Here is an 18,320-nt window from a genome sequence, read left to right as displayed (position 1 = left end):
TCGGACGCAAAAATAGCGCCCTTTTCGCGAACATGGGCATCTTGTGGAGGAGGTTCCTCGAAGTGGAGGAGGTTCCGATACGAAGCAACCTCCTCCACATCTGTGATCCCGCGCAAAACTGTGCAGCGGTTTTGCGATACCCCTCAACCTTGCTGAAGCGCCCTGCGGATGGCGATTTCGACAGGCGAATAGGCGCCGTCCTCACGCGTAAGCTTCAACGGTTCTGAAGGTGCGAGGCCGGGCTGCGCCATGAAGCGCGGTTCCTTGCCGCGATGCATCTGCGCGGCATGGATCAGGAAAGGGTGGCACAGATAGACCGTGCCCGCCTGCCCCGTTGCCAGCGCAAGCGGCCTGTCCTCACCGACATGTTCCAGCCACAGATGCGCCATGCCGGCCTCGCCAGCCGGCTCCAGTAGCTTCGCGATATCCTTGTGCGACCCAACCCGGATACGCGTCGGCGCGTCATTCTCGCCGACATCGGAGAACAGGAAGAGCATCAGGAGTGCCCGTCCGCGCGAGGTGATGTTCACCCGCCAGGCGGAAAAATCCCGCTGTTCATTCGGATCGCCTTCGTCCCCCGGAAAGCTCAGATCCACATGCCAGCCGGCATCGCCGGGATCGTCCGGATGCGGAAAGCGGACCGGGAAGCTGCCAAGACCGCTGCGTGGTTCCCAGCGTCCTTTGCCGACGAGCTGATCGAAAGCCGAATGCAGCAGGGGCGTGTTGACCGCCGTCTCGAACGGCCCGCCGCCATAGCCGGCAAGCCGGACGACCGGCCGCACCCAGCTTTTCGGATCATCGGGATCGAAGGGAATGTCCCGCCACATGATGGCGCGGGCTTCTTGGGCCACGTCGCGGGGAAAAGCATCATCGATCCGTACGAAGCCGTCTTCGATGAATTGCTCAATCTGCGCGGCGCTAAGCGCCGGCGGGTAACCAGTGGATGTCATGAAATATCTCTCTATCGCCAAACCCTGCCGGCATTGTCCATCGGCCGAATGCAGGGTGGTTACAGTCCACGGCAACGGACCCAGCCAGCAGGCTGGTGGAGCGGCCGCACCTTCCTTTGCCCGAGGGCAGAGCCTTAAAGGCTCAAGAAGAAGACCGTAGCGATGTTGAGAGCGATCATTTTCATAGCGATGAGAGGCTACCGGCTTCCAAGGGGAGGGTCAACACTTCACCCGAACCTTCGCAGCGCCTTCTCCTGATCGGAGGGAATAGAAATATCTCGCACTGCCTCGTGCACCGACTGCAGCACCAGTTCCGCCAGCCGGCTCGTTGCAGAATCCGGCTCCGCTTCCGCTCGATGCAAGACCAGCCCCAGCTTCGGCAGTTCCGGCAGGCCGGCTTCGCCTGACGCCAGCATCCGCACCTTGGCCGGCAGCCCTATAGGCGTGCGCACCGTAATACCCAGTCCTGCAGCGGTTGCCGCCCAGAGGCCGCCGAGGCTTGGACTGACGAAAGACAGCCGCCAGGAGATACCCGCCTCGTCCAGCACTTTCGTCGCGGCATTCCTGAGCAGGCAGGGCGCCTCGAGCGAGGCAAGCGGCATCGGTTCGCCGCCTCCAGCCGCCCATGCCGGCAAGCCATTCGCCGGGCCAATCCAGCGCATCGGCACATCGGCAATATGCTCGCAATGGGCGGTCAAAGTGCCGGTGCTCCAGGCGAGCGCAAGATCGAGCTTCCCCGTCGTCACCCGTTCCAGAAGCTCGGCATTGCGCACCACACGCGCTTCGATCCGCACCTTCGGATGCGCCCGAGCAAAGCGTCCGAGCACCTCGGGTAGCAAATTCTCACCGAAGTCCTCCTGCAGGCCGAGCCGCACCCAGCCTTCCAGCTCGACACTCTGCACCGCAGCGACTGCCTCGTCGTTCAGATCGAGCAATCGCCGGGCGTATGCAAGCATCGTCTCTCCGGCTTCCGTCAGCGCCAGTCCGCGCCCGGATTTGCGGAAAATCGGCGTGCCAGCCTGCTCCTCCAGCTTCTTAAGCTGTGCGCTGACCGCCGAGGTCGAGCGCCCCAGGCGATCCGCTGCCCTGGCGAAATTGCCGAGATCCATGCCGGTCGCGAATGTCCTGAGCACATCCAGGTCGAATGTAATCCGTCGCATTTCACGATCCCGATTTTCAGGATAATTCATCCATAAAATTCTGATTTTCCGCACCATGGTGTCGTGGCATGCTTCTCCTGTCAAGACAAAGAACAAGGAGGCATCCAATGCCATTCGCTCGCATTTCCCTTCTGAAGGGCAAATCGCCGGACTATCTGCGTGCGCTCTCGGACAGCATCCACAAGGCCATGGTCGAGACCTTCAATGTGCCGCCGGCCGACCGCTTCCAGATCATCCACCAGCATGAGCCGGGCGAACTGATCTTCGATCGCAATTACCTTGCCGGTCCGCGCTCGGATGATTTCGTGCTGATTTCGATCACGACCGGCAAGCCGCGCACAACGGAAATGCGCAAGGCTCTCTTCCGCCGAACCGTCGAATTGCTCCAACAATCGCCCGGCTTGCGCCCCGAAGACGTGATGATCGTCATCTCGACCAGCGAACCGGACGAATGGTCCTTCGGCGACGGCTTGGCGCAGATGGCCGAACCCGGATGGGAAGCGCGCGCCAGGGGAGTTCCGGCATGAGCACCGCCAATCCGAGGACGATGACGATCCGCCGTCCCGGCAGTGCGGTCCGTTCTCCCGAAGGCATTTCGAATGCACCCTTCTGGGTCGAAATGCTGCTCGACAGCGAGATCGATGGCGAGAACACCGCCATGCGCGCAACCCTCGATCCGGGCACGGTCACACACTGGCATACGCATCCGCGCGGCCAGCTTCTTTATGTCCTCTCCGGTGTCGGTGTCGTGCAGCGGGAGGGTGAACCCGTCGAGGAAGTCAGAACCGGCGATGCAATATGGTTCGCCCCGGACGAGCTTCACTGGCACGGGGCAACGGCTGACAGCCCTTTCGGATATCTTAGCATCCAGGGTTTTGAGAAGGGACGCTTCGTCGACTGGTCTGAGGAGACACAGCCATGATGGCCATGCAATATTCCTTCACCTTGCCGGCAGATTACGACATGGAAATCATCGATCGCCGCATCTGCGACAAGGGGCCGGCGATGGACGGCTTCCCGCACCTCGGTTTCAAGGCTTTTCTGAGCGTTCGCCGCGGTGAATTCGGCAGCCGGGAAAATCTGTACTCGCCCTTTTATCTCTGGGATCAGCCGGAAGGCGCCAGCAACTTCATCTGCGGTCCCGGCTTTGCCGCGCTGACGGACGCCTTCGGTCGGCCGCTCATTCGCCATTGGATCGTCTGGCATACGCATGTCTCACCGGACCCCGCCAACGCCCGCTTTGCTTACAGCGAACACCTCCCTATCGAACCGCATGTCTCTCTGCCCAACTTACAGCAGCAAGAGGTTGATCTGGCAAAGCAGGAAGCCAGCGGCAGACATCTGCTCGCCCGCATTACCGCCTTTGACCCGCATGACTGGACGATGGTCCGTTTTGGACTTTGTGCGGAAGCCCCGCCCGCGTCAGGCACCAACCAGATCTATCGCGTCGGTCACCTCTCCCGCGGCTAAGAGCACCAAAGGCAGAATCGGAAAGCAAAAAAAGCGCCCCTTTTTCGAGGAGCGCTTTGTTTTTCAGGCCTGAAAGCGATCAGATGCCACTCTGGCCGTCGGAGCCGATATAGGCGATACGCAGCATGTTGGTCGCGCCAGGTGTGCCGAGCGGCACGCCGGCGGAGATGATGATGCGGTCACCCGGCTTGCCGAAACCTTCCGCAGCAACGATGCGGCAGGCGCGGTTGACCATGTCGTCGAGGTCGGTAGCGTCATGCGTGACGACGCAATGCATGCCCCAGACGACGGACAGACGGCGCGCCGTCTTGATGATCGGCGACAGAGCGATGATCGGCACCTGAGGACGCTCGCGCGAGGCGCGCAGGCCGGTCGTGCCGGAAGACGTGTAACAGACGATAGCCGACAGCTTCAGCGTCTCGGCGATCTGGCGGGCGGCAAGCGAGATGGCGTCGGCGCCGGTTGCTTCCGGCTGGGCGCGCTGCGCGTAGATGATGCCCGGATAGTGCGGATCCTTCTCCACGGTGCTCGCAATCGAGGCCATCATCGAGACGGCTTCGACCGGATAAGCGCCGGAAGCCGACTCGGCCGACAGCATGATTGCATCCGCGCCTTCGAAGACGGCGATCGAAACGTCCGAAACTTCGGCACGTGTCGGAACCGGCGAGGAGATCATCGATTCCAGCATCTGCGTGGCGACGATGACAGGCTTGCCCGAACGGCGGCAGGAGCGAATGAGCTGCTTCTGGATACCCGGAACGGCTTCGAGCGGCATTTCAACGCCGAGATCACCGCGGGCAACCATCAGCGCATCGGAAAGCTCGATGATTTCTTCGATGCGTTCCAAAGCCTGCGGCTTCTCGATCTTCGACATAATGCCGACGCGGCCACGGGCGATCTTGCGCACTTCGGCAAGGTCGTCGGGACGCTGGACGAAGGAGAGCGCCACCCAGTCGACATCGTCGGTCGCGAGAACTGCGTCGAGGTCGGTACGGTCCTTGTCGGTCAGCGCGCCCACGCCAAGCAGCGTGTCGGGCAGGCTGACGCCCTTACGGTCGGAAATGCTGGTGCCGGCAATGACGGTCGTGACGATGCTCTTGCCGTCGCACTTTTCTGCGCGGAGAGCCAGTTTACCGTCGTCGATCAGCAGGCGATGGCCGGGCTGAACGGCTTCGAGAATTTCAGGATGCGGTAGGAACACGCGGGTGTTGTCGCCGGGGGTATCGTTGTTGTCGAGCGTAAATGTCTGGCCGGGCTTCAGCTCGACCTTAACATCGGCAAACTTCCCGACGCGAAGCTTCGGACCCTGCAGGTCGGCCAGAATACCGATCGGCCGGCCCGAGCGGGCTTCGACGGCGCGAATACGCTGCACGAGTGTGCGCATCACGTCATGGCTCGCATGGCTCATATTGATGCGGAAGATATCCGCACCCGCCTGGTGCAGCTTCTCGATCATCGACTCCTCGGAGGAGGCGGGGCCGAGGGTGGCGAGGATTTTAACTTTGCGGTTACGCTTCATCAATTCTGGCTTTCTTGCGTCCCTGGGGTGTCGGAGAGTTGAACCATCCAGCTTCCCTGGCGGCCCGTATCATATTCCTTGAATCCCATTTTCTGATAACCCCGGGCGTAGCAGTCCTGCACACCCGTGATCTTGAATTCGTTTTCCGCCACGCACATCTGCACGTCACCCGTCCATCGGCCTCCCCGGGCGGCGTCTTCTGCGTAGAGGTAATAATAACGCGACTGTAGCTCTCCCTCGATCAGCGTGGCGCAGGTCGTTGCCGGCACCTGCCACCAACCCTCCGTGACCCAGCCATCCTTCGCTCTATATCCGATCGCAACGCCAACCAGATTTTGCGTACCGTTGCATACACGGAAATCCGCACGCGCGGCATCGGCAATGAAGAACGGCGAGACGGCTGCAAGAGCGAACAATGCGAGACGGACCAACGGCCCGGACCGCGTGAGGAAACTTGGCGCGGCTTGGATCAACACGGCTCCCAAATAGCTCCACGGTTATTCGTTATCCGTGTCTTCTTGCGCCGCCATCAGGCGAAAGTCAACGCAATGCTAATCGATTATATTTCCTTTCATAACCGCCGATCGGGCGCATCTTGTCGCGTTGGTCCGCCCATCACGCTTGAACCGGCCGAACGCGCATGCAATCACTGGGCGAAGACGCGAAATGACAATTGGCAATTTCCTGATGGATCACTTCCAATCCTTCGAAATCCTATCCGGCCAACATGACAAAGGCATGGTGATCCTTGGCGATCATGCCATGAACCGTCTGCCCGAACGATATGGCCGGCTCGGCCTGCCGGAAAGTGCCTTCTCCAGGCACATCGCTTATGACATCGGCATTCAGGGCCTTGCCCGCAAGCTGTGTGCATGGTTGGGCGTGCCGGGCGTGCTCGGCGGTTTTTCGCGCTTGCTGATCGACCCCAACCGCGGCGAGGACGACCCGACGCTGATCATGAAAATCTCCGACGGCGCCGTCATCCCCGGCAACCATCCGATTACTGAGGAGGAGTGGAACTACCGGATCGAAACCTTCCACAGACCCTATCACAATGCCGTGTCGGAGACGATCGATAGGGTGGCGAACGCGACCGGCAAAGCGCCGCTGGTCCTGTCCCTCCACTCCTTCACGCCTGCCTGGAAGGGTGTTCCCCGCCCCTGGCATGCAGCAGTGCTCTGGGATAGTGACCACCGCGCCGTTGCCCCATTGCTTGAAAAACTGCGGGCCGATCCCGATCTCGTCGTCGGTGACAACGAACCCTATGACGGTGCCCTGAAGGGTGACACCATGTACCGTCATTGCATGATGACGGGCATCCCGCACGCGCTTCTGGAAGTACGCCAGGACCTCATCGGCAACGAGGCCGGAATCGAGGAATGGGCGGCGCGCCTGGCACCCGTCTTTGCGGAGATGAACGCCGATCCGGCGCTGCATGCATACAGCGTGCACGCTTCACGCACCGGCCCCTATTGAGTGAAAGGACTTGGCCCATGACCACGCTCAGCAAGGAACAACAGACGGAATTCGAGGCAGCCGCCTTCCGCCGGCTCATCACGCATCTTCGCGAACGCGCCGACGTGCAGAACATCGATCTGATGAATCTCGCCGGCTTCTGCCGCAACTGCCTTTCCAACTGGTACCGCGAAGCCGCGGAGGCCGGAGGCGTCACTATGACGAAGGACGAATCGCGCGAGATCGTCTACGGCATGCCCTACGAAGACTGGAAGAACATCCACCAGACAGAAGCATCGCCTGTGCAAAAGGCGACTTTTGAGGTGAACAACCCGCACAAATAGTCCACCCGCTCTCAAATCGTCTTGACGCTGGCGGCACTTCGCGGCAGTCACTGGCAACCCGAATGCATATCCCGAAATCAGGAGAACACGATGTCTGATGCACATGGCGTCGCTCGCGATCAGCTTCGCGCTTTTGTCGAGCGCATTGAACGCCTGGAAGAAGAAAAGAAGACCATCGCCGACGACATCAAGGACGTCTATGGCGAAGCCAAGGGCATGGGCTTCGACACCAAGATCCTCAAGAAGGTCGTTGCGCTCCGCAAGAAGGACGAGCAGGAACGCATGGAAGAAGATGCGATCCTCGATACCTACCTGCACGCTCTCGGCATGATCGAATCCCCGCCGGAAGGCTGAGGATCATCCAACCGCATTTTCAGAGAGCCGCCGCTTCGGCGGCTTTTCTTTTGATCTCATCAAAGTACCAGCGCCGATTTTCGCCGTGCCTCCGGCCCAAAAACGAAAGCCGCCGGAGACGATCCAGCGGCTTTTGCTTATTCGAAATATGGCCGGATCAGCGCGTGTTGAACTTACGCACTTCCATGAAATTGACGGCCGTGCCGCTGAAACGACCTGGGTCGATCGAAGCAGTCTTCTGGAAGCCTTCGGCATAAACCGAGGTTGGCTGGGCGCGCAGCTCCTGGCTGACGAAGCGCGGTGCCTGCACCTTCTTGGACGCCATTTCCAGGCGGGCATTGGTAAGAGCCCACTGCGAGATCATCTTCTGGGTCAGCTTCGGCTCCGTACGCACCGTCTGGCGGCTTTCGTCGGCGGCTACAGCTTCCTGCTTCGTCGGACGACCACCCTTGGTGGGAAGGCCCTGCGCGACCGGGCTGTCGACGATGACAGGCTTCGGCGCCGCGGGAGCAGCAGCAAAGCTTGCAGACTTCGTCATCGGAGCAAGTGCCGCAAGCTGCAGTGGCGGCTTGTCGAGTGCCGGCGGATTCTTCGGCGCGGCGGCGTTGATTGCCTGCTCCACGGTCTGCGGCTCAGAAGGTGCGTTCATAGCGACCTCAGTGCCACCGCTCTGATCCTGCTGCTTTGCAAGTGCTGCCGCCATAGCCGGCGAAAGCGTATCCTGATCAGCCTCGTCTTCACCCGCTTCAGGATCGGCATTCTGTGCAGCAAGCAGGTTTTCGGCAACGGCCGGACGTTCGGCGGGGGTCGGAACGCTCGTCGACATCGGGCTCGGGTCGACAGAGGCAAGTTCGGCATCACCCGGCGCACGACGCTGCCCAAGGAGTGACGGAACCGGAATGCTGTAACCGCTGAGATCGACGAAATGCTCCGGTTCCTGCGGCTGGCCTGCGGGCATGGCGGCAAGCGCCTGCTGGGCAGCATTGCCTGCAGATGGCGGCACCAGGGCATTGGCAACCTCGTTGCCGGCAAGCTGGTTGCTGAAGGCCGGGCGAACCTGCGGCACTGGTGCATTCACGCTCGCAACTTCGGTCTGCGGCTGCGGTTCATCAGCTGCTGGGACAGCCTCAGCCTTCGGCGGCGTCGCCTTGGCGACAGCCACCGGTGTGCTATCCTCCGAATTATCCTCTTCCTCGTCAGCGCCGCCACCAAAGAGGTAGGCAAACAGCGTCTTCTGCTTGCGAGGTTCGTCATCGGAAACGGAAGCGCCGGCGCTGGCCATCATGATCTGGCTGCCGTTCGCCATGCGGCGCTTGTAATCGGCCATTGCCTGCTGGTAGCCTGGCAGCGGCTTGCCATCGGCGGGAATATGAATGGTATTGCCGTCAGGGAAGAGCCTGACCAGTTCGTCGCGGCTCATGCGCGGCCAGGCGCGAACGCCGCCGACATCCATATGCACGAAAGGCGAACCGGACTTTGGATAGAAGCCGACGCCGCCGACCTGCATCTTCATGCCGATACCGCGCAGCGTGGCGAGCTTTACGTCTGGAATGAAGAAGTCCATCGCCTTGCCAAGCATATGCTGGCTCTTTTCGGCGACACCGGATTTACGCGAACGACCGCGCAGCATCTCGTTGGTAGCAGGCGAGCGGAAACCGCAGACGACGTTGATGTAATCCCTGGAGCCGGACTGGCGGTAAACTTCCCAGATGAGGTCGAAGAGGCGCGGGTCCATCTTCGTCGGCTGATTCTTGCGCCAGTCGCGCAGGAAACGGTTGAGCTGCTCGAGACCTTTGGGGTCGAATTTGCCGTTTCGCTTGTAGGTGATGACGGCCTTTTCGCCGGTATGAATGAAATAGAGCTTCAGGCTGCGGGTATCCCCGGCAGCCTGAGACGGTGTGCTTACGAATACCGGTGAGGAAACCGCGAGTGCAAGAAGGGCGGCCGCTGCCGTCCTAATTGCCTTTCCGCCAATCTTGGCGCACAAACGCCAACTCAAGCGCGAAAGCTTGGTATTCCCATTCAGATTCTGCAACTCGATCCCCGTCAGACAGTCAATGTCCAATGCTGTCTCAAATGGCTGTCAAATGCGGTCACACGATGGCAAAAATGCCACACATGATCAACCTTTTCTTTATAGAGTGAACGAGCTGCTAACAAGTGATTTATGGACGGTAACCAAATGTGGTTGCCTTATTCTTAATAAAAATGCGCTTATGCCGCATCTTTCTGAGGATTATCGGGGTCGATACCGTAGTCCTTGAGCTTTCTATAAAGTGTGGATCGCCCGATACCTAGCTTTCTTGCCACTTGACTCATTTGTCCTCGGTAGAATTTCAAGGCAAAACGAATCAGTTCTTCCTCGACATCGGCAAGACGCCGAACATCACCAGACTGATTGACGCTTGATATCGCATTATCGGAAGCCTCGGTCCCGCGGCGCATCGTCTCGGCGACTGATTCCGCCTGATAATCCTCGGGGAATTCCGCGTCAGGATCGAGGTGGGAATTGTCGGCAACGAGCGCCAGATGGTCCACGACATCGTAGTTCGGAAGCTGGGCGGCGATCTGCGGGAAGTCCGCCTCAGTCAGCTCCGGACCTTCGGCAAGCACGACGGCGCGGAAGATCGCGTTTTCGAGCTGGCGGATATTGCCCGGCCAGTCATAGGCGGTCAGCAATGCCAGCGCGCCGGCATTGACCGTCATGCGGCGGCCGTTCTTCTGTTCGCTGGAGAAGCGGTCGGCAAAGACGCGCACCAGATGCGGAATGTCCTCCTTGCGCTTGCGCAGCGCCGGAATGGTGATCGGGAAGACGTTCAGGCGATAGTAGAGGTCCTCGCGGAAGTGGCCATTCTTGACCTCTTCGATCAGATCCTTGTTCGTCGCCGAAATGAGGCGAACATTGACCTTGTGCGCAGTGCGCGCACCGACGGTCTCGATCTCGCCTTGCTGAACGGCGCGCAGCAGCTTCACCTGCACCTCGAGCGGCAGATCGCCGATCTCGTCGAGGAAGATGGTGCCGCCATCGGCTTCCATGAACTTGCCGATATGCTTTTCGGTCGCGCCGGTAAACGCACCCTTTTCGTGACCGAAGAGGATGCTTTCCACGAGATTGTGCGGAATGGCGCCGCAATTGACCGTCACGAACGGTTTGGTGGCGCGATCGCCCCCCGACTGGATGGCGCGTGCCACCAACTCCTTGCCGACACCCGATTCGCCTTCGAGCACGACTGGGATGTTGGACTGCGAGGCGCGCTGCGCCAGATCGATGACGCGAATCATCGCCGGGCTTGCCGAAACGATGTCGTCGAAGCCGACGGAGCCCGAACGTGAACGACGGCCGGTACGGGCCTTCACCTCACGCTGGTCGAGCTTCATGGCATTGGAAATCGACGTGTTGATACGCTCCGGAGAAACCGGCTTGACGACAAAATCGAAAGCCCCGGCGCGCATGGCCTGCACCACCGTTTCGATGCCGCCCTGCCCCGTCTGGACGATGACCGGAATCTGGGTGCCGAAATCATGCAGTGCTTCGAGGAATTCGAGGCCGGTCATTTCCGGCATCATCAAATCGAGCACGATGACGTTGAAAAGGCCGGGATCGCGCTTCACCATCTCCAGCCCGATGCGGCCGTTTTCGGCCTGATGCACCACATGGCCGCTACGCTCGATCGCGTTCTTGAGCAGACGGCGCTGGACGGGATCGTCCTCGACCACAAGGATCTGCCCTGCCCCTTTGAGCTCATTGTAACCGGTCATTGTCGCCTCACTTCATGCGAAACCATAGAGCGCACTCTGACAGAAAGGCTTGAACATCCTGTTTTGAGAAACAATTGCATTTTAACTGTTCTGACAGGCCGTTTTCGTGCCGTTACGGGCCCTTTCACACGCCGAAAACCCCTTGATGCTGGACCTTTCGGCGCCCAGAGCGCCGCGCGTCCATTCGGACGCGCAAAGGACGTCTCTCTTTTTGAAACTGCGCAATCAGGCTTTCCGAAAATCGATTCCGATTTTCGGGCCGATGCTGTAGACAGTCAGACCTGTTATAAAAGAGGAAGAGGAACCGCCCCATGAGATATATGCTTGCGCACGCCGATCTTCACCTTTCGGCAACGGCTCCCGCTGCAGCATCGGACCCGGCTCTGGGCGAGCTTCCCTCCTGGCGGCTGCAGGATCTCTACCCCTCGGCCACCTCCACCGCCTTCGTCGCCGACATGGAAAAAGCCGGCAAGGCCGCTTCCGCTTTCGAAGAGAAATGGAAGGGCAAACTTGCCGAAGCAGCCGCCAAGAAGGGCGAGGAAGGCATCGGCCAGGCACTGAAGGAATATGAGGCGCTCGACGATATTATGGGCCGCCTCGGCTCTTTCGCTGGCCTTACCTATTTCTCGGATACGTCCAACCCGGCAAACGGCAAGCTCTATGGCGACGTCCAGGCCAAGCTTACCGACTATTCCGGCCGCTTGCTGTTCTTCGCTCTCGAACTCAACCGCATCGACGATGCAGTGATCGATGCCTGCATGGCGAACGATCCGCTTGCCGGCCATTACCGCCCCTGGCTGGTCGACCTGCGCATGGACAAGCCCTACCAGCTCGAAGATAAGCTCGAGCAGCTGTTCCTCGAAAAGTCGATGACATCAGCTGCCGCCTTCAACCGTCTCTTCGATGAGACGATGGCGGAGCTGCGCTTCGAGATCGACGGCGAGAAGCTGCCGCTCGAAGTGGCATTGAACATGCTGCAGGAAAAGGATCCGGAGGTGCGTCGCAAGGCGGCAATGGCGCTCGCGGAAACCTTCAAGACCAACATCCGCATCTTTACGCTCATCACCAATACGCTCGCCAAGGACAAGGATATCTCCGATCGCTGGCGCAGCTTCGAAGACATTGCCGACAGCCGCCATCTGGCGAACCGCGTCGAGCGCGAAGTGGTCGATGCGCTCGCTGCGGCGGTGAAGGAAGCCTATCCGCGCCTTTCGCATCGCTATTACAAGATGAAGGCGAAATGGCTCGGCATGGAGCAGATGAACTTCTGGGATCGCAATGCGCCGCTTCCGGAAACCTCTGGTGCCATCATTTCCTGGTCCGAAGCCAGGGACACGGTACTGTCCGCCTATGGCAATTTCGCGCCGGAAATGGCTGAAATCGCCAAGCGCTTCTTTGACGAACAGTGGATCGACGCCCCCGTGCGCCCCGGCAAGGCGCCCGGCGCTTTTGCACATCCGACCGTTCCATCGGCCCATCCCTATGTGCTCGTCAATTACATGGGCAAGCCGCGCGATGTGATGACGCTCGCCCATGAGCTCGGTCACGGCGTGCATCAGGTTCTTGCCGGCGCGCAAGGCGCCCTCATGTGCCAGACGCCGCTGACGCTTGCCGAAACCGCCTCCGTCTTCGGCGAGATGCTGACCTTCCGGGCATTGCTGAACCGGACGACTGACAACCGCGAACGCAAGGCCATGCTTGCCCAGAAGGTCGAAGACATGATCAATACGGTCGTGCGTCAGATCGCCTTCTACGAGTTCGAGCGCAAGGTTCATACCGCCCGCAAAGCCGGCGAACTGACCGCCGACGACATCGGCGAACTCTGGCTTTCCGTCCAGTCGGAAAGCCTTGGCCCGGCGATCAAGATTTCCGAGGGTTATGAGACCTACTGGGCCTATATTCCCCACTTCATCCATTCGCCCTTCTATGTTTACGCCTATGCTTTCGGCGACTGCCTGGTGAACTCGCTCTATGCCGTCTATCAGAAGGCCGAGAAGGGCTTTCAGGACAAGTATTTCGAGATGCTGAAGGCCGGCGGCACCAAACATCATTCCGAACTGCTGAAGCCCTTTGGCCTGGATGCAACCGATCCTTCCTTCTGGAGCAAGGGCCTGTCGATGATCGAAGGCCTGATCGACGAGCTCGAGGCACTGGACAAGGCATAAGACCGCCCGAACCCGCAGCTTCGCTGGAAAGGCAATGGCAGCGTCCGAACCCTTCATCCTGTTCCGGGACGACACGACCGGCGAAGTCATGCTCTTCGCCGGCCCGGTAAACATGATCACCGCCCGCACGAAGGCGGAATTCCTGCCGGCGCTCAAGCGGATGGAAGAGGCGCGACAGGCCGGCAAATGGCTTGCCGGTTACATCGCTTATGAGGCCGGCCATCTCTTCGAAGAAAAGCTTGCTCCCTTCGCGGAAGAGAACCGCGAGACACCGCTGCTGCTGTTCGGTGTCTTCGATGCGCCGCAGCCAGACGATCATCCTCTCGCAAGGCCACGGCAGCGCCACGACAACGAGGAATTCCTGACCGCACCGAAGGCAGCCTGGAACTTCGCTATATATAAAGAGCGTTTCGAACGCCTCCACCGGCATCTGCGCCTCGGCGATATCTATCAGGCCAATCTGACGATGCCGATCGAAGCCCGCTGGAGCGGCGATCCGCTGGCCGCCTTCTGGTCGCTGATCGACCGCCAGCCCGTGAAATACGGCGCGTTTGCCGATCTCGGCGGTCCCATCATTCTTTCCCGCTCACCGGAACTGTTTTTCCGCACCGACGAAGATGGCTGGATCGAGACGCACCCGATGAAAGGTACGGCCAAACGCGGTGCGACACCGGCCGAAGATGCCGAAATCGTCGAAGCCATGAAGGCCGACATCAAGACGCAAGCGGAAAACCGCATGATCGTCGATCTGCTGCGCAACGATATCTCGCGCATCACCGAGGTCGGCACGCTCGATGTTCCAAAACTCTTCGAAATCGAGACCTATCCCACCGTCCACCAGATGGTCAGCCACGTTCAGGCGAAGCTCCTGCCCTATCTTTCCATCCGCGACATCTTCGCCGCCCTTTTTCCCTGCGGCTCGATCACCGGCGCGCCGAAGATCCGCGCCATGGAAATCCTCCACGACCTCGAGGATGGTCCGCGCGATGCCTATTGCGGCGCAATCGGCATGATCTCGCCCGACGGAGCGATGCGCTTTTCCGTCGCCATCCGCACCATGACGCTGTTTGACCGCGGTAAAGCAGTCTTCAATGTCGGAGGCGGCATCGTCTTCGATTCCACGGCTGAAGCAGAATATGAGGAATGCCTGCTCAAGGCCCGCTTCGCCATCGGCGACCAATGGATTGCCCGATGACGGACTTTTCGCTGATCGAAACCCTGCGCTGGCAACCGGACGAAGGGTTCATTCGCCTACGTCTTCATCTCGCCCGCCTCTCCCGCTCCGCCCGCCGCATCGGTTTTCCCGAGCCGATGGATGTGGTCGCGAAGCTGGAAGATGCGGTAAAGGATGATAAGGAGCCGCGCCGTATCAGGCTGACTTTCGACGGCCAGGGCCGGATCGATATTGCCACCGCGCCCTTCACGCCACTGCCACAAGACGCGGTCTGGAGACTCCGTATGGCCAGCACGCGTCTCGATTCCACCGACAAGCTACTGCGTATCAAGACCACATGCCGGGCTGTGTACGAAACGGCGCGCGCCGAGTTTACGCCGCAGCAAGCGGATGAAGTCATCCTGCTCAACGAACGGCAGGACGTCTGCGAGGGAACCATTACGTCTGTCTTCCTTGATGACGGCTCCGGCATTCTCAGGACACCGCCGATCTCCTGCGGCCTGCTCGCCGGCGTGCTCCGCACCGAGCTCATCTGCCAGCGAAAGGCCCGCGTCGGTCGCATCACGCTCGATGATCTGGACAAGGGTATGCTTTACGTTGGAAATTCGCTACGCGGCCTGATCCGCGCCACGCTGCAAAAGGACTGACCATGCTGATCCTCTCCCTGACCTATGTGAAGCCCAATGAAGAGGCCGACAAGCACATGGAGCCGCATATGGTCTGGGTGAAGGAAGGATATGCGAAGGGCTGGTTCCTCGCTTCCGGCCGGAAGGTACCACGCACCGGCGGAGTCGTTCTCGCCATCGGCGACCGCGCCCAAATTGAAGCCTATGTCGCAGCCGACCCTTTCACCATCCATGGTGTTGCCGAATATGACATCACAGAAGTCGCGCTGACGACGGTGACGGAAGGGTTGGAGGCTCTGAAGCGCTGAGTTACAAACCGCACCCGGCAAATCGTCAGGCTCGAAAAGGAGCGGCGATGAAACGTCCGACCTACACGCCCTATGACGGCTCGGTCCGGCCCTTCACGATCGGCCTGATGCCGTTCGATCCCGCCCGCTGGATCGAACCTGACGACGATCTCAACCGCTACCTCGAGGAAAAGGCGCGGCTGGCGGGCGAGCGCCTCGACGACATCTTCGTCGCAGAGGATGGGACAGAAGCAGCCCAGCAGGAGGCGCTGGATATTCTTCTCGCTCACCTTGCCGATCGGCATCCGGCGATGCTCCGGCAGGATACGTCCGATCTGCCGCCTCTCTTCAAGGCCGGTCCACTCATCCAGGATGATCTCGTTCTGATGCGCCGCAAGGCCGATGGCTGGCATCTCGTTGCGGCCCATGTCGCCTTTCCCTCCTCGTGGTCACTGCATGAGAAATTCGGCCGGCCGATGCACGAGATCCATGCGGATGTGCCGGGCTTCGGCGAAGGCACGCGCAATGCCACACTGGTTGCCCGCATCTTCGACGGCCTGCAGAGTGCCCAGCCGGTCGAGCGGCTGAACTGGTCGGTCAACACCACGACCGATCTCTTCCTTCCCGTCTCGAAACATAGCCGGCCGCCTTACGCCGAGGCCTTCACGCTTGAAGAGCGTTTCGTCCGCGTCGAGCGACAGACCCTTCGCAAGCTGCCTGTCTCGGGCGACATTCTCTTCACCATCCGCATCTATATTGATCCGATCGCCGTCATTGCCGGGCATCCGCAGGCGCGGAAACTCGCAGCCAGCTTTGCCGATCAACTGGAAGCGCTCGACGACCAGCAGACCGCCTACAAAGGGCTGACCTTGCAGCGGACGGAACTCGTGCGGAAATTGCGGGCACTTTGCAGCCCCGATATTTGACCTTTACAGGGGAACGCTCTTTATTGTGACGCCATTTTGTGATTAGAGCCGGTCACTTCGCGAGCTTCGCGGCATTTTCACATGAATTCTTTAGGCTGAAAGCCTTCGTTCCCTTCCAATAGGAGAAAAGAATGACGGAACAGAACTATCCGGTATATGGCGAAATTACCGGTCCGATCGTCATGATCGGCTTTGGCTCCATCGGCCGCGGCACGCTGCCCCTGATCGAGCGCCACTTCAAATTCGACAAGAGCCGGATGGTTGTCATCGACCCGCGCACGGACGATGCCCACATTCTGGAAAAGCACGGCGTCAAGCACATCCAGGCGCATGTGACGAAGGACAACTACAAGGAGCTGCTGAAGCCGCTCCTGACTGAAGGCGAAGGCCAGGGCTTCTGCGTCAATCTCTCGGTCGACACCTCGTCGCTCGACATCATCAAGCTCTGCCGCAAGCTTGACGTGCTCTATATCGATACCGTCGTCGAGCCCTGGCTCGGCTTCTATTTCGATAAGGACATGAAGAACGAGGAACGCACCAACTACGCGCTGCGTGAAACCGTTCGCAAGGAAAAGGCCAAGAACCCCGGCGGCACCACCGCCGTTTCCACCTGCGGCGCAAATCCGGGCATGGTGTCCTGGTTCGTCAAACAGGGTCTGCTGAACCTTGCCCGTGATATGGGCCTGAAGTTCGACGAACCGGGCCAGGACGACCGCGAAGAATGGGCAAAGCTCATGAAGAAGGTCGGCGTCAAGGGCATCCACATCGCCGAACGCGACACGCAGCGCACCATCCACCCGAAGCCGCTCAACGTCTTCTGGAACACCTGGTCGGTCGAAGGCTTCATCTCCGAAGGCCTGCAGCCGGCGGAACTCGGCTGGGGCACCCACGAAAACTGGATGCCGAAGAACGCCAAGAAGCATAAGAAGGGCTCCAAGGCCGCCATCTTCCTGGAGCAGCCCGGCGCCAACACCCGCGTGCGCACCTGGTGCCCGACACCCGGCCCGCAATATGGCTTCCTCGTCACCCATAACGAGTCGATCTCGATCGCCGACTTCTTCACGGTTAAGGACAAGGACGGCGACGTCTCCTATCGTCCGACCTGCCACTATGCCTATCATCCGGCCAACGACGCCGTTCTGTCGCTGCATGAGATGTTCGGCAACGGCGGCAAGGCGCAGCCGGTTCTCCACGTTCTCGACGAGAACGAGCTGGTTGATGGTGTCGACGAGCTCGGCGTGCTGCTCTACGGCCACGACAAGAACGCCTACTGGTATGGTTCGCGCCTGTCGCTGGAAGAAACCCGCCGTATCGCCCCCTACCAGAACGCGACTGGTCTGCAGGTAACCTCTGCCGTTCTCGCCGGCATGGTCTGGGCTCTTGAGAACCCCAAGGCCGGCATCGTCGAAGCCGACGAGATGGATTACAAGCGCTGCCTCGAAGTGCAGTTGCCATATCTCGGCCCGGTCGAAGGCCACTACACCGACTGGACCCCGCTCGATGGCCGCCCGGGACTGTTCCCGGAAGACATCGACACCAAGGATCCGTGGCAGTTCAAGAACATCCTCGTTCGCTGAACCCTGACCTATCGCTTTCGAAGATGCCCGCTGTTAGGCGGGCATTTTTGTAACGCCTGCTGTCTAAATGCCGGCCGATCTCCGTCGAAGGCTTGCCTTCGCGAAAGGCCCGCGCCATGTTTTTGGCGGACTGTCGCGGAAAGCTACCGCTTAGATTCGCCGGGAGAAGCCTTATGAAAGTCAGAACTGGTCTCGTTCTTGCGGTTGCATCGGCAGCTCTTGCCGCCTGTGTTTCCTCCGGCCCGCGCCCCCTCCCCGTTACATCAGCACCCGCTCCTACCGGTGTCGAAGGAACCTGGGCCGATCCGAACGGCATCGTCTCCACCTTCCAGTCCGGCACTTTCACGACGCGCACGACCGACAGCAACCAGCTTCTGGCCTCCGGCACCTATACCAATACCTCGCCGACGCTGGTGGAAATCAACATGACCTCGCTGGTTCGCAACACCCAGTCGAAGGTCAATTGCGCCCTCGTTTCGACGAGCCAGCTGAACTGCACCTCGGATGCCGGCGCACAGTTTGTCCTGACCCGCCGCAGCTGAAAAAAGCAGATG

At 60.1% G+C, this 18,320-nt stretch carries 19 protein-coding genes; 13 read left to right on the top strand and 6 right to left on the bottom strand.

Features of this window, described 5'->3' with window-relative positions:
• Window positions 1–143: 143 nt before the first annotated feature.
• Together ACR9ZQ_RS29185 and ACR9ZQ_RS29180 are read right to left on the bottom strand one after the other, a co-directional pair.
• Complete coding sequence (locus ACR9ZQ_RS29185; protein ID WP_310383590.1) at window positions 144–950, bottom strand: phytanoyl-CoA dioxygenase family protein; 807 nt, start codon at window positions 948–950, stop codon at window positions 144–146.
• A 227-nt stretch (window positions 951–1,177) separates the two neighbouring features.
• Window positions 1,178–2,110 (bottom strand): LysR substrate-binding domain-containing protein, encoded by a 933-nt coding sequence (locus ACR9ZQ_RS29180; protein ID WP_310383591.1) that lies wholly within the window; start codon window positions 2,108–2,110, stop codon window positions 1,178–1,180.
• Between the two features lie 107 nt (window positions 2,111–2,217).
• Between ACR9ZQ_RS29180 and ACR9ZQ_RS29175 the strand changes: the two genes are divergently transcribed.
• The 3 genes from ACR9ZQ_RS29175 to ACR9ZQ_RS29165 are packed head-to-tail and all read left to right on the top strand — an operon-like array spanning window position 2,218 to window position 3,580.
• Window positions 2,218–2,637, top strand: a complete 420-nt coding sequence (locus tag ACR9ZQ_RS29175) for a tautomerase family protein (protein WP_481429202.1) — start codon at window positions 2,218–2,220, stop codon at window positions 2,635–2,637.
• Complete coding sequence (locus ACR9ZQ_RS29170) at window positions 2,634–3,032, top strand: cupin domain-containing protein (protein ID WP_481429201.1); 399 nt, start codon at window positions 2,634–2,636, stop codon at window positions 3,030–3,032. Before ACR9ZQ_RS29175 ends, ACR9ZQ_RS29170 begins: the two co-directional genes overlap by 4 nt.
• The gene (locus ACR9ZQ_RS29165) at window positions 3,029–3,580 is read left to right on the top strand and encodes a DUF4865 family protein (protein WP_481429200.1); all 552 of its coding nucleotides are present in this window, start codon (window positions 3,029–3,031) and stop codon (window positions 3,578–3,580) included. Before ACR9ZQ_RS29170 ends, ACR9ZQ_RS29165 begins: the two co-directional genes overlap by 4 nt.
• Before the next feature lie 79 nt (window positions 3,581–3,659).
• Here the strand turns inward: ACR9ZQ_RS29165 and pyk are convergent, their stop codons facing one another.
• Window positions 3,660–5,099 carry a pyruvate kinase gene (pyk, locus tag ACR9ZQ_RS29160; protein ID WP_037103632.1) on the bottom strand — a complete coding sequence of 480 codons (1,440 nt, stop codon included), beginning with the start codon at window positions 5,097–5,099 and terminating at the stop codon, window positions 3,660–3,662.
• Window positions 5,099–5,572, bottom strand: a complete 474-nt coding sequence (locus tag ACR9ZQ_RS29155) for a DUF1036 domain-containing protein (protein WP_037103631.1) — start codon at window positions 5,570–5,572, stop codon at window positions 5,099–5,101. The genes pyk and ACR9ZQ_RS29155 overlap by 1 nt, the downstream gene beginning before the upstream one ends.
• A gap of 214 nt (window positions 5,573–5,786) precedes the next feature.
• Here ACR9ZQ_RS29155 and ACR9ZQ_RS29150 point away from each other — a divergent pair, with 214 nt between their 5' ends.
• From ACR9ZQ_RS29150 to ACR9ZQ_RS29140, 3 genes are all read left to right on the top strand, one after another.
• Window positions 5,787–6,575, top strand: coding sequence for an N-formylglutamate amidohydrolase (locus ACR9ZQ_RS29150; RefSeq protein WP_029868618.1), 789 nt, complete (start codon window positions 5,787–5,789; stop codon window positions 6,573–6,575).
• 17 nt (window positions 6,576–6,592) lie between these two features.
• Window positions 6,593–6,898, top strand: coding sequence for a DUF1244 domain-containing protein (locus ACR9ZQ_RS29145; protein ID WP_029868617.1), 306 nt, complete (start codon window positions 6,593–6,595; stop codon window positions 6,896–6,898).
• Window positions 6,899–6,988: 90 nt separating this feature from the next.
• Window positions 6,989–7,252: a DUF2312 domain-containing protein gene (locus ACR9ZQ_RS29140; protein ID WP_007822869.1), complete on the top strand. Its 264-nt coding sequence runs from the start codon at window positions 6,989–6,991 to the stop codon at window positions 7,250–7,252.
• 157 nt (window positions 7,253–7,409) lie between these two features.
• On the opposite strand, the gene ACR9ZQ_RS29135 is transcribed toward ACR9ZQ_RS29140, so the two are convergent.
• Window positions 7,410–9,287, bottom strand: a complete 1,878-nt coding sequence (locus tag ACR9ZQ_RS29135) for a peptidoglycan L,D-endopeptidase MepK (RefSeq protein WP_029868616.1) — start codon at window positions 9,285–9,287, stop codon at window positions 7,410–7,412.
• A 179-nt stretch (window positions 9,288–9,466) separates the two neighbouring features.
• On the bottom strand, window positions 9,467–11,011 hold the full coding sequence (locus ACR9ZQ_RS29130) for a sigma-54-dependent transcriptional regulator (protein WP_029868539.1): 1,545 nt from the start codon (window positions 11,009–11,011) through the stop codon (window positions 9,467–9,469).
• Window positions 11,012–11,322: 311 nt separating this feature from the next.
• Here ACR9ZQ_RS29130 and ACR9ZQ_RS29125 point away from each other — a divergent pair, with 311 nt between their 5' ends.
• From ACR9ZQ_RS29125 to omp10, 7 genes are all read left to right on the top strand, one after another.
• Window positions 11,323–13,176 carry a M3 family oligoendopeptidase gene (locus ACR9ZQ_RS29125; protein ID WP_029868538.1) on the top strand — a complete coding sequence of 618 codons (1,854 nt, stop codon included), beginning with the start codon at window positions 11,323–11,325 and terminating at the stop codon, window positions 13,174–13,176.
• Window positions 13,177–13,210: 34 nt separating this feature from the next.
• Window positions 13,211–14,371 carry an aminodeoxychorismate synthase component I gene (locus tag ACR9ZQ_RS29120; protein ID WP_029868537.1) on the top strand — a complete coding sequence of 387 codons (1,161 nt, stop codon included), beginning with the start codon at window positions 13,211–13,213 and terminating at the stop codon, window positions 14,369–14,371.
• Window positions 14,368–14,997 (top strand): aminotransferase class IV, encoded by a 630-nt coding sequence (locus ACR9ZQ_RS29115; protein WP_029868536.1) that lies wholly within the window; start codon window positions 14,368–14,370, stop codon window positions 14,995–14,997. The genes ACR9ZQ_RS29120 and ACR9ZQ_RS29115 overlap by 4 nt, the downstream gene beginning before the upstream one ends.
• 2 nt (window positions 14,998–14,999) lie before the next feature.
• Window positions 15,000–15,284, top strand: coding sequence for a YciI family protein (locus ACR9ZQ_RS29110; protein WP_310383605.1), 285 nt, complete (start codon window positions 15,000–15,002; stop codon window positions 15,282–15,284).
• 47 nt (window positions 15,285–15,331) lie between these two features.
• Complete coding sequence (locus tag ACR9ZQ_RS29105; protein ID WP_481429199.1) at window positions 15,332–16,189, top strand: heme-dependent oxidative N-demethylase family protein; 858 nt, start codon at window positions 15,332–15,334, stop codon at window positions 16,187–16,189.
• A 131-nt stretch (window positions 16,190–16,320) separates the two neighbouring features.
• Window positions 16,321–17,766 (top strand): homospermidine synthase, encoded by a 1,446-nt coding sequence (locus tag ACR9ZQ_RS29100; RefSeq protein WP_029868533.1) that lies wholly within the window; start codon window positions 16,321–16,323, stop codon window positions 17,764–17,766.
• Window positions 17,767–17,939: 173 nt separating this feature from the next.
• Window positions 17,940–18,308 (top strand): outer membrane lipoprotein Omp10, encoded by a 369-nt coding sequence (gene omp10 / locus ACR9ZQ_RS29095; RefSeq protein ID WP_029868534.1) that lies wholly within the window; start codon window positions 17,940–17,942, stop codon window positions 18,306–18,308.
• Window positions 18,309–18,320: the final 12 nt, after the last annotated feature.

This window comes from Rhizobium sp. KNZ14-9A, from assembly GCF_056755015.1.
This window is presented reverse-complemented; position numbering and strand designations above follow the sequence as displayed.

What these genes read in the sequence shown, in the direction of transcription:
- ACR9ZQ_RS29185 (WP_310383590.1), bottom strand. Translation starts at nt 950, where the DNA reads ATGACATCCACTGGTTACCCGCCGGCGCTTAGCGCCGCGCAGATTGAG.
- ACR9ZQ_RS29180 (WP_310383591.1), bottom strand. Translation starts at nt 2,110, where the DNA reads ATGCGACGGATTACATTCGACCTGGATGTGCTCAGGACATTCGCGACC.
- ACR9ZQ_RS29175 (WP_481429202.1), top strand. Translation starts at nt 2,218, where the DNA reads ATGCCATTCGCTCGCATTTCCCTTCTGAAGGGCAAATCGCCGGACTAT.
- ACR9ZQ_RS29170 (WP_481429201.1), top strand. Translation starts at nt 2,634, where the DNA reads ATGAGCACCGCCAATCCGAGGACGATGACGATCCGCCGTCCCGGCAGT.
- ACR9ZQ_RS29165 (WP_481429200.1), top strand. Translation starts at nt 3,029, where the DNA reads ATGATGGCCATGCAATATTCCTTCACCTTGCCGGCAGATTACGACATG.
- pyk (WP_037103632.1), bottom strand. Translation starts at nt 5,099, where the DNA reads ATGAAGCGTAACCGCAAAGTTAAAATCCTCGCCACCCTCGGCCCCGCC.
- ACR9ZQ_RS29150 (WP_029868618.1), top strand. Translation starts at nt 5,787, where the DNA reads ATGGATCACTTCCAATCCTTCGAAATCCTATCCGGCCAACATGACAAA.
- ACR9ZQ_RS29145 (WP_029868617.1), top strand. Translation starts at nt 6,593, where the DNA reads ATGACCACGCTCAGCAAGGAACAACAGACGGAATTCGAGGCAGCCGCC.
- ACR9ZQ_RS29140 (WP_007822869.1), top strand. Translation starts at nt 6,989, where the DNA reads ATGTCTGATGCACATGGCGTCGCTCGCGATCAGCTTCGCGCTTTTGTC.
- ACR9ZQ_RS29130 (WP_029868539.1), bottom strand. Translation starts at nt 11,011, where the DNA reads ATGACCGGTTACAATGAGCTCAAAGGGGCAGGGCAGATCCTTGTGGTC.
- ACR9ZQ_RS29125 (WP_029868538.1), top strand. Translation starts at nt 11,323, where the DNA reads ATGAGATATATGCTTGCGCACGCCGATCTTCACCTTTCGGCAACGGCT.
- ACR9ZQ_RS29120 (WP_029868537.1), top strand. Translation starts at nt 13,211, where the DNA reads ATGGCAGCGTCCGAACCCTTCATCCTGTTCCGGGACGACACGACCGGC.
- ACR9ZQ_RS29115 (WP_029868536.1), top strand. Translation starts at nt 14,368, where the DNA reads ATGACGGACTTTTCGCTGATCGAAACCCTGCGCTGGCAACCGGACGAA.
- ACR9ZQ_RS29110 (WP_310383605.1), top strand. Translation starts at nt 15,000, where the DNA reads ATGCTGATCCTCTCCCTGACCTATGTGAAGCCCAATGAAGAGGCCGAC.
- ACR9ZQ_RS29105 (WP_481429199.1), top strand. Translation starts at nt 15,332, where the DNA reads ATGAAACGTCCGACCTACACGCCCTATGACGGCTCGGTCCGGCCCTTC.
- ACR9ZQ_RS29100 (WP_029868533.1), top strand. Translation starts at nt 16,321, where the DNA reads ATGACGGAACAGAACTATCCGGTATATGGCGAAATTACCGGTCCGATC.
- omp10 (WP_029868534.1), top strand. Translation starts at nt 17,940, where the DNA reads ATGAAAGTCAGAACTGGTCTCGTTCTTGCGGTTGCATCGGCAGCTCTT.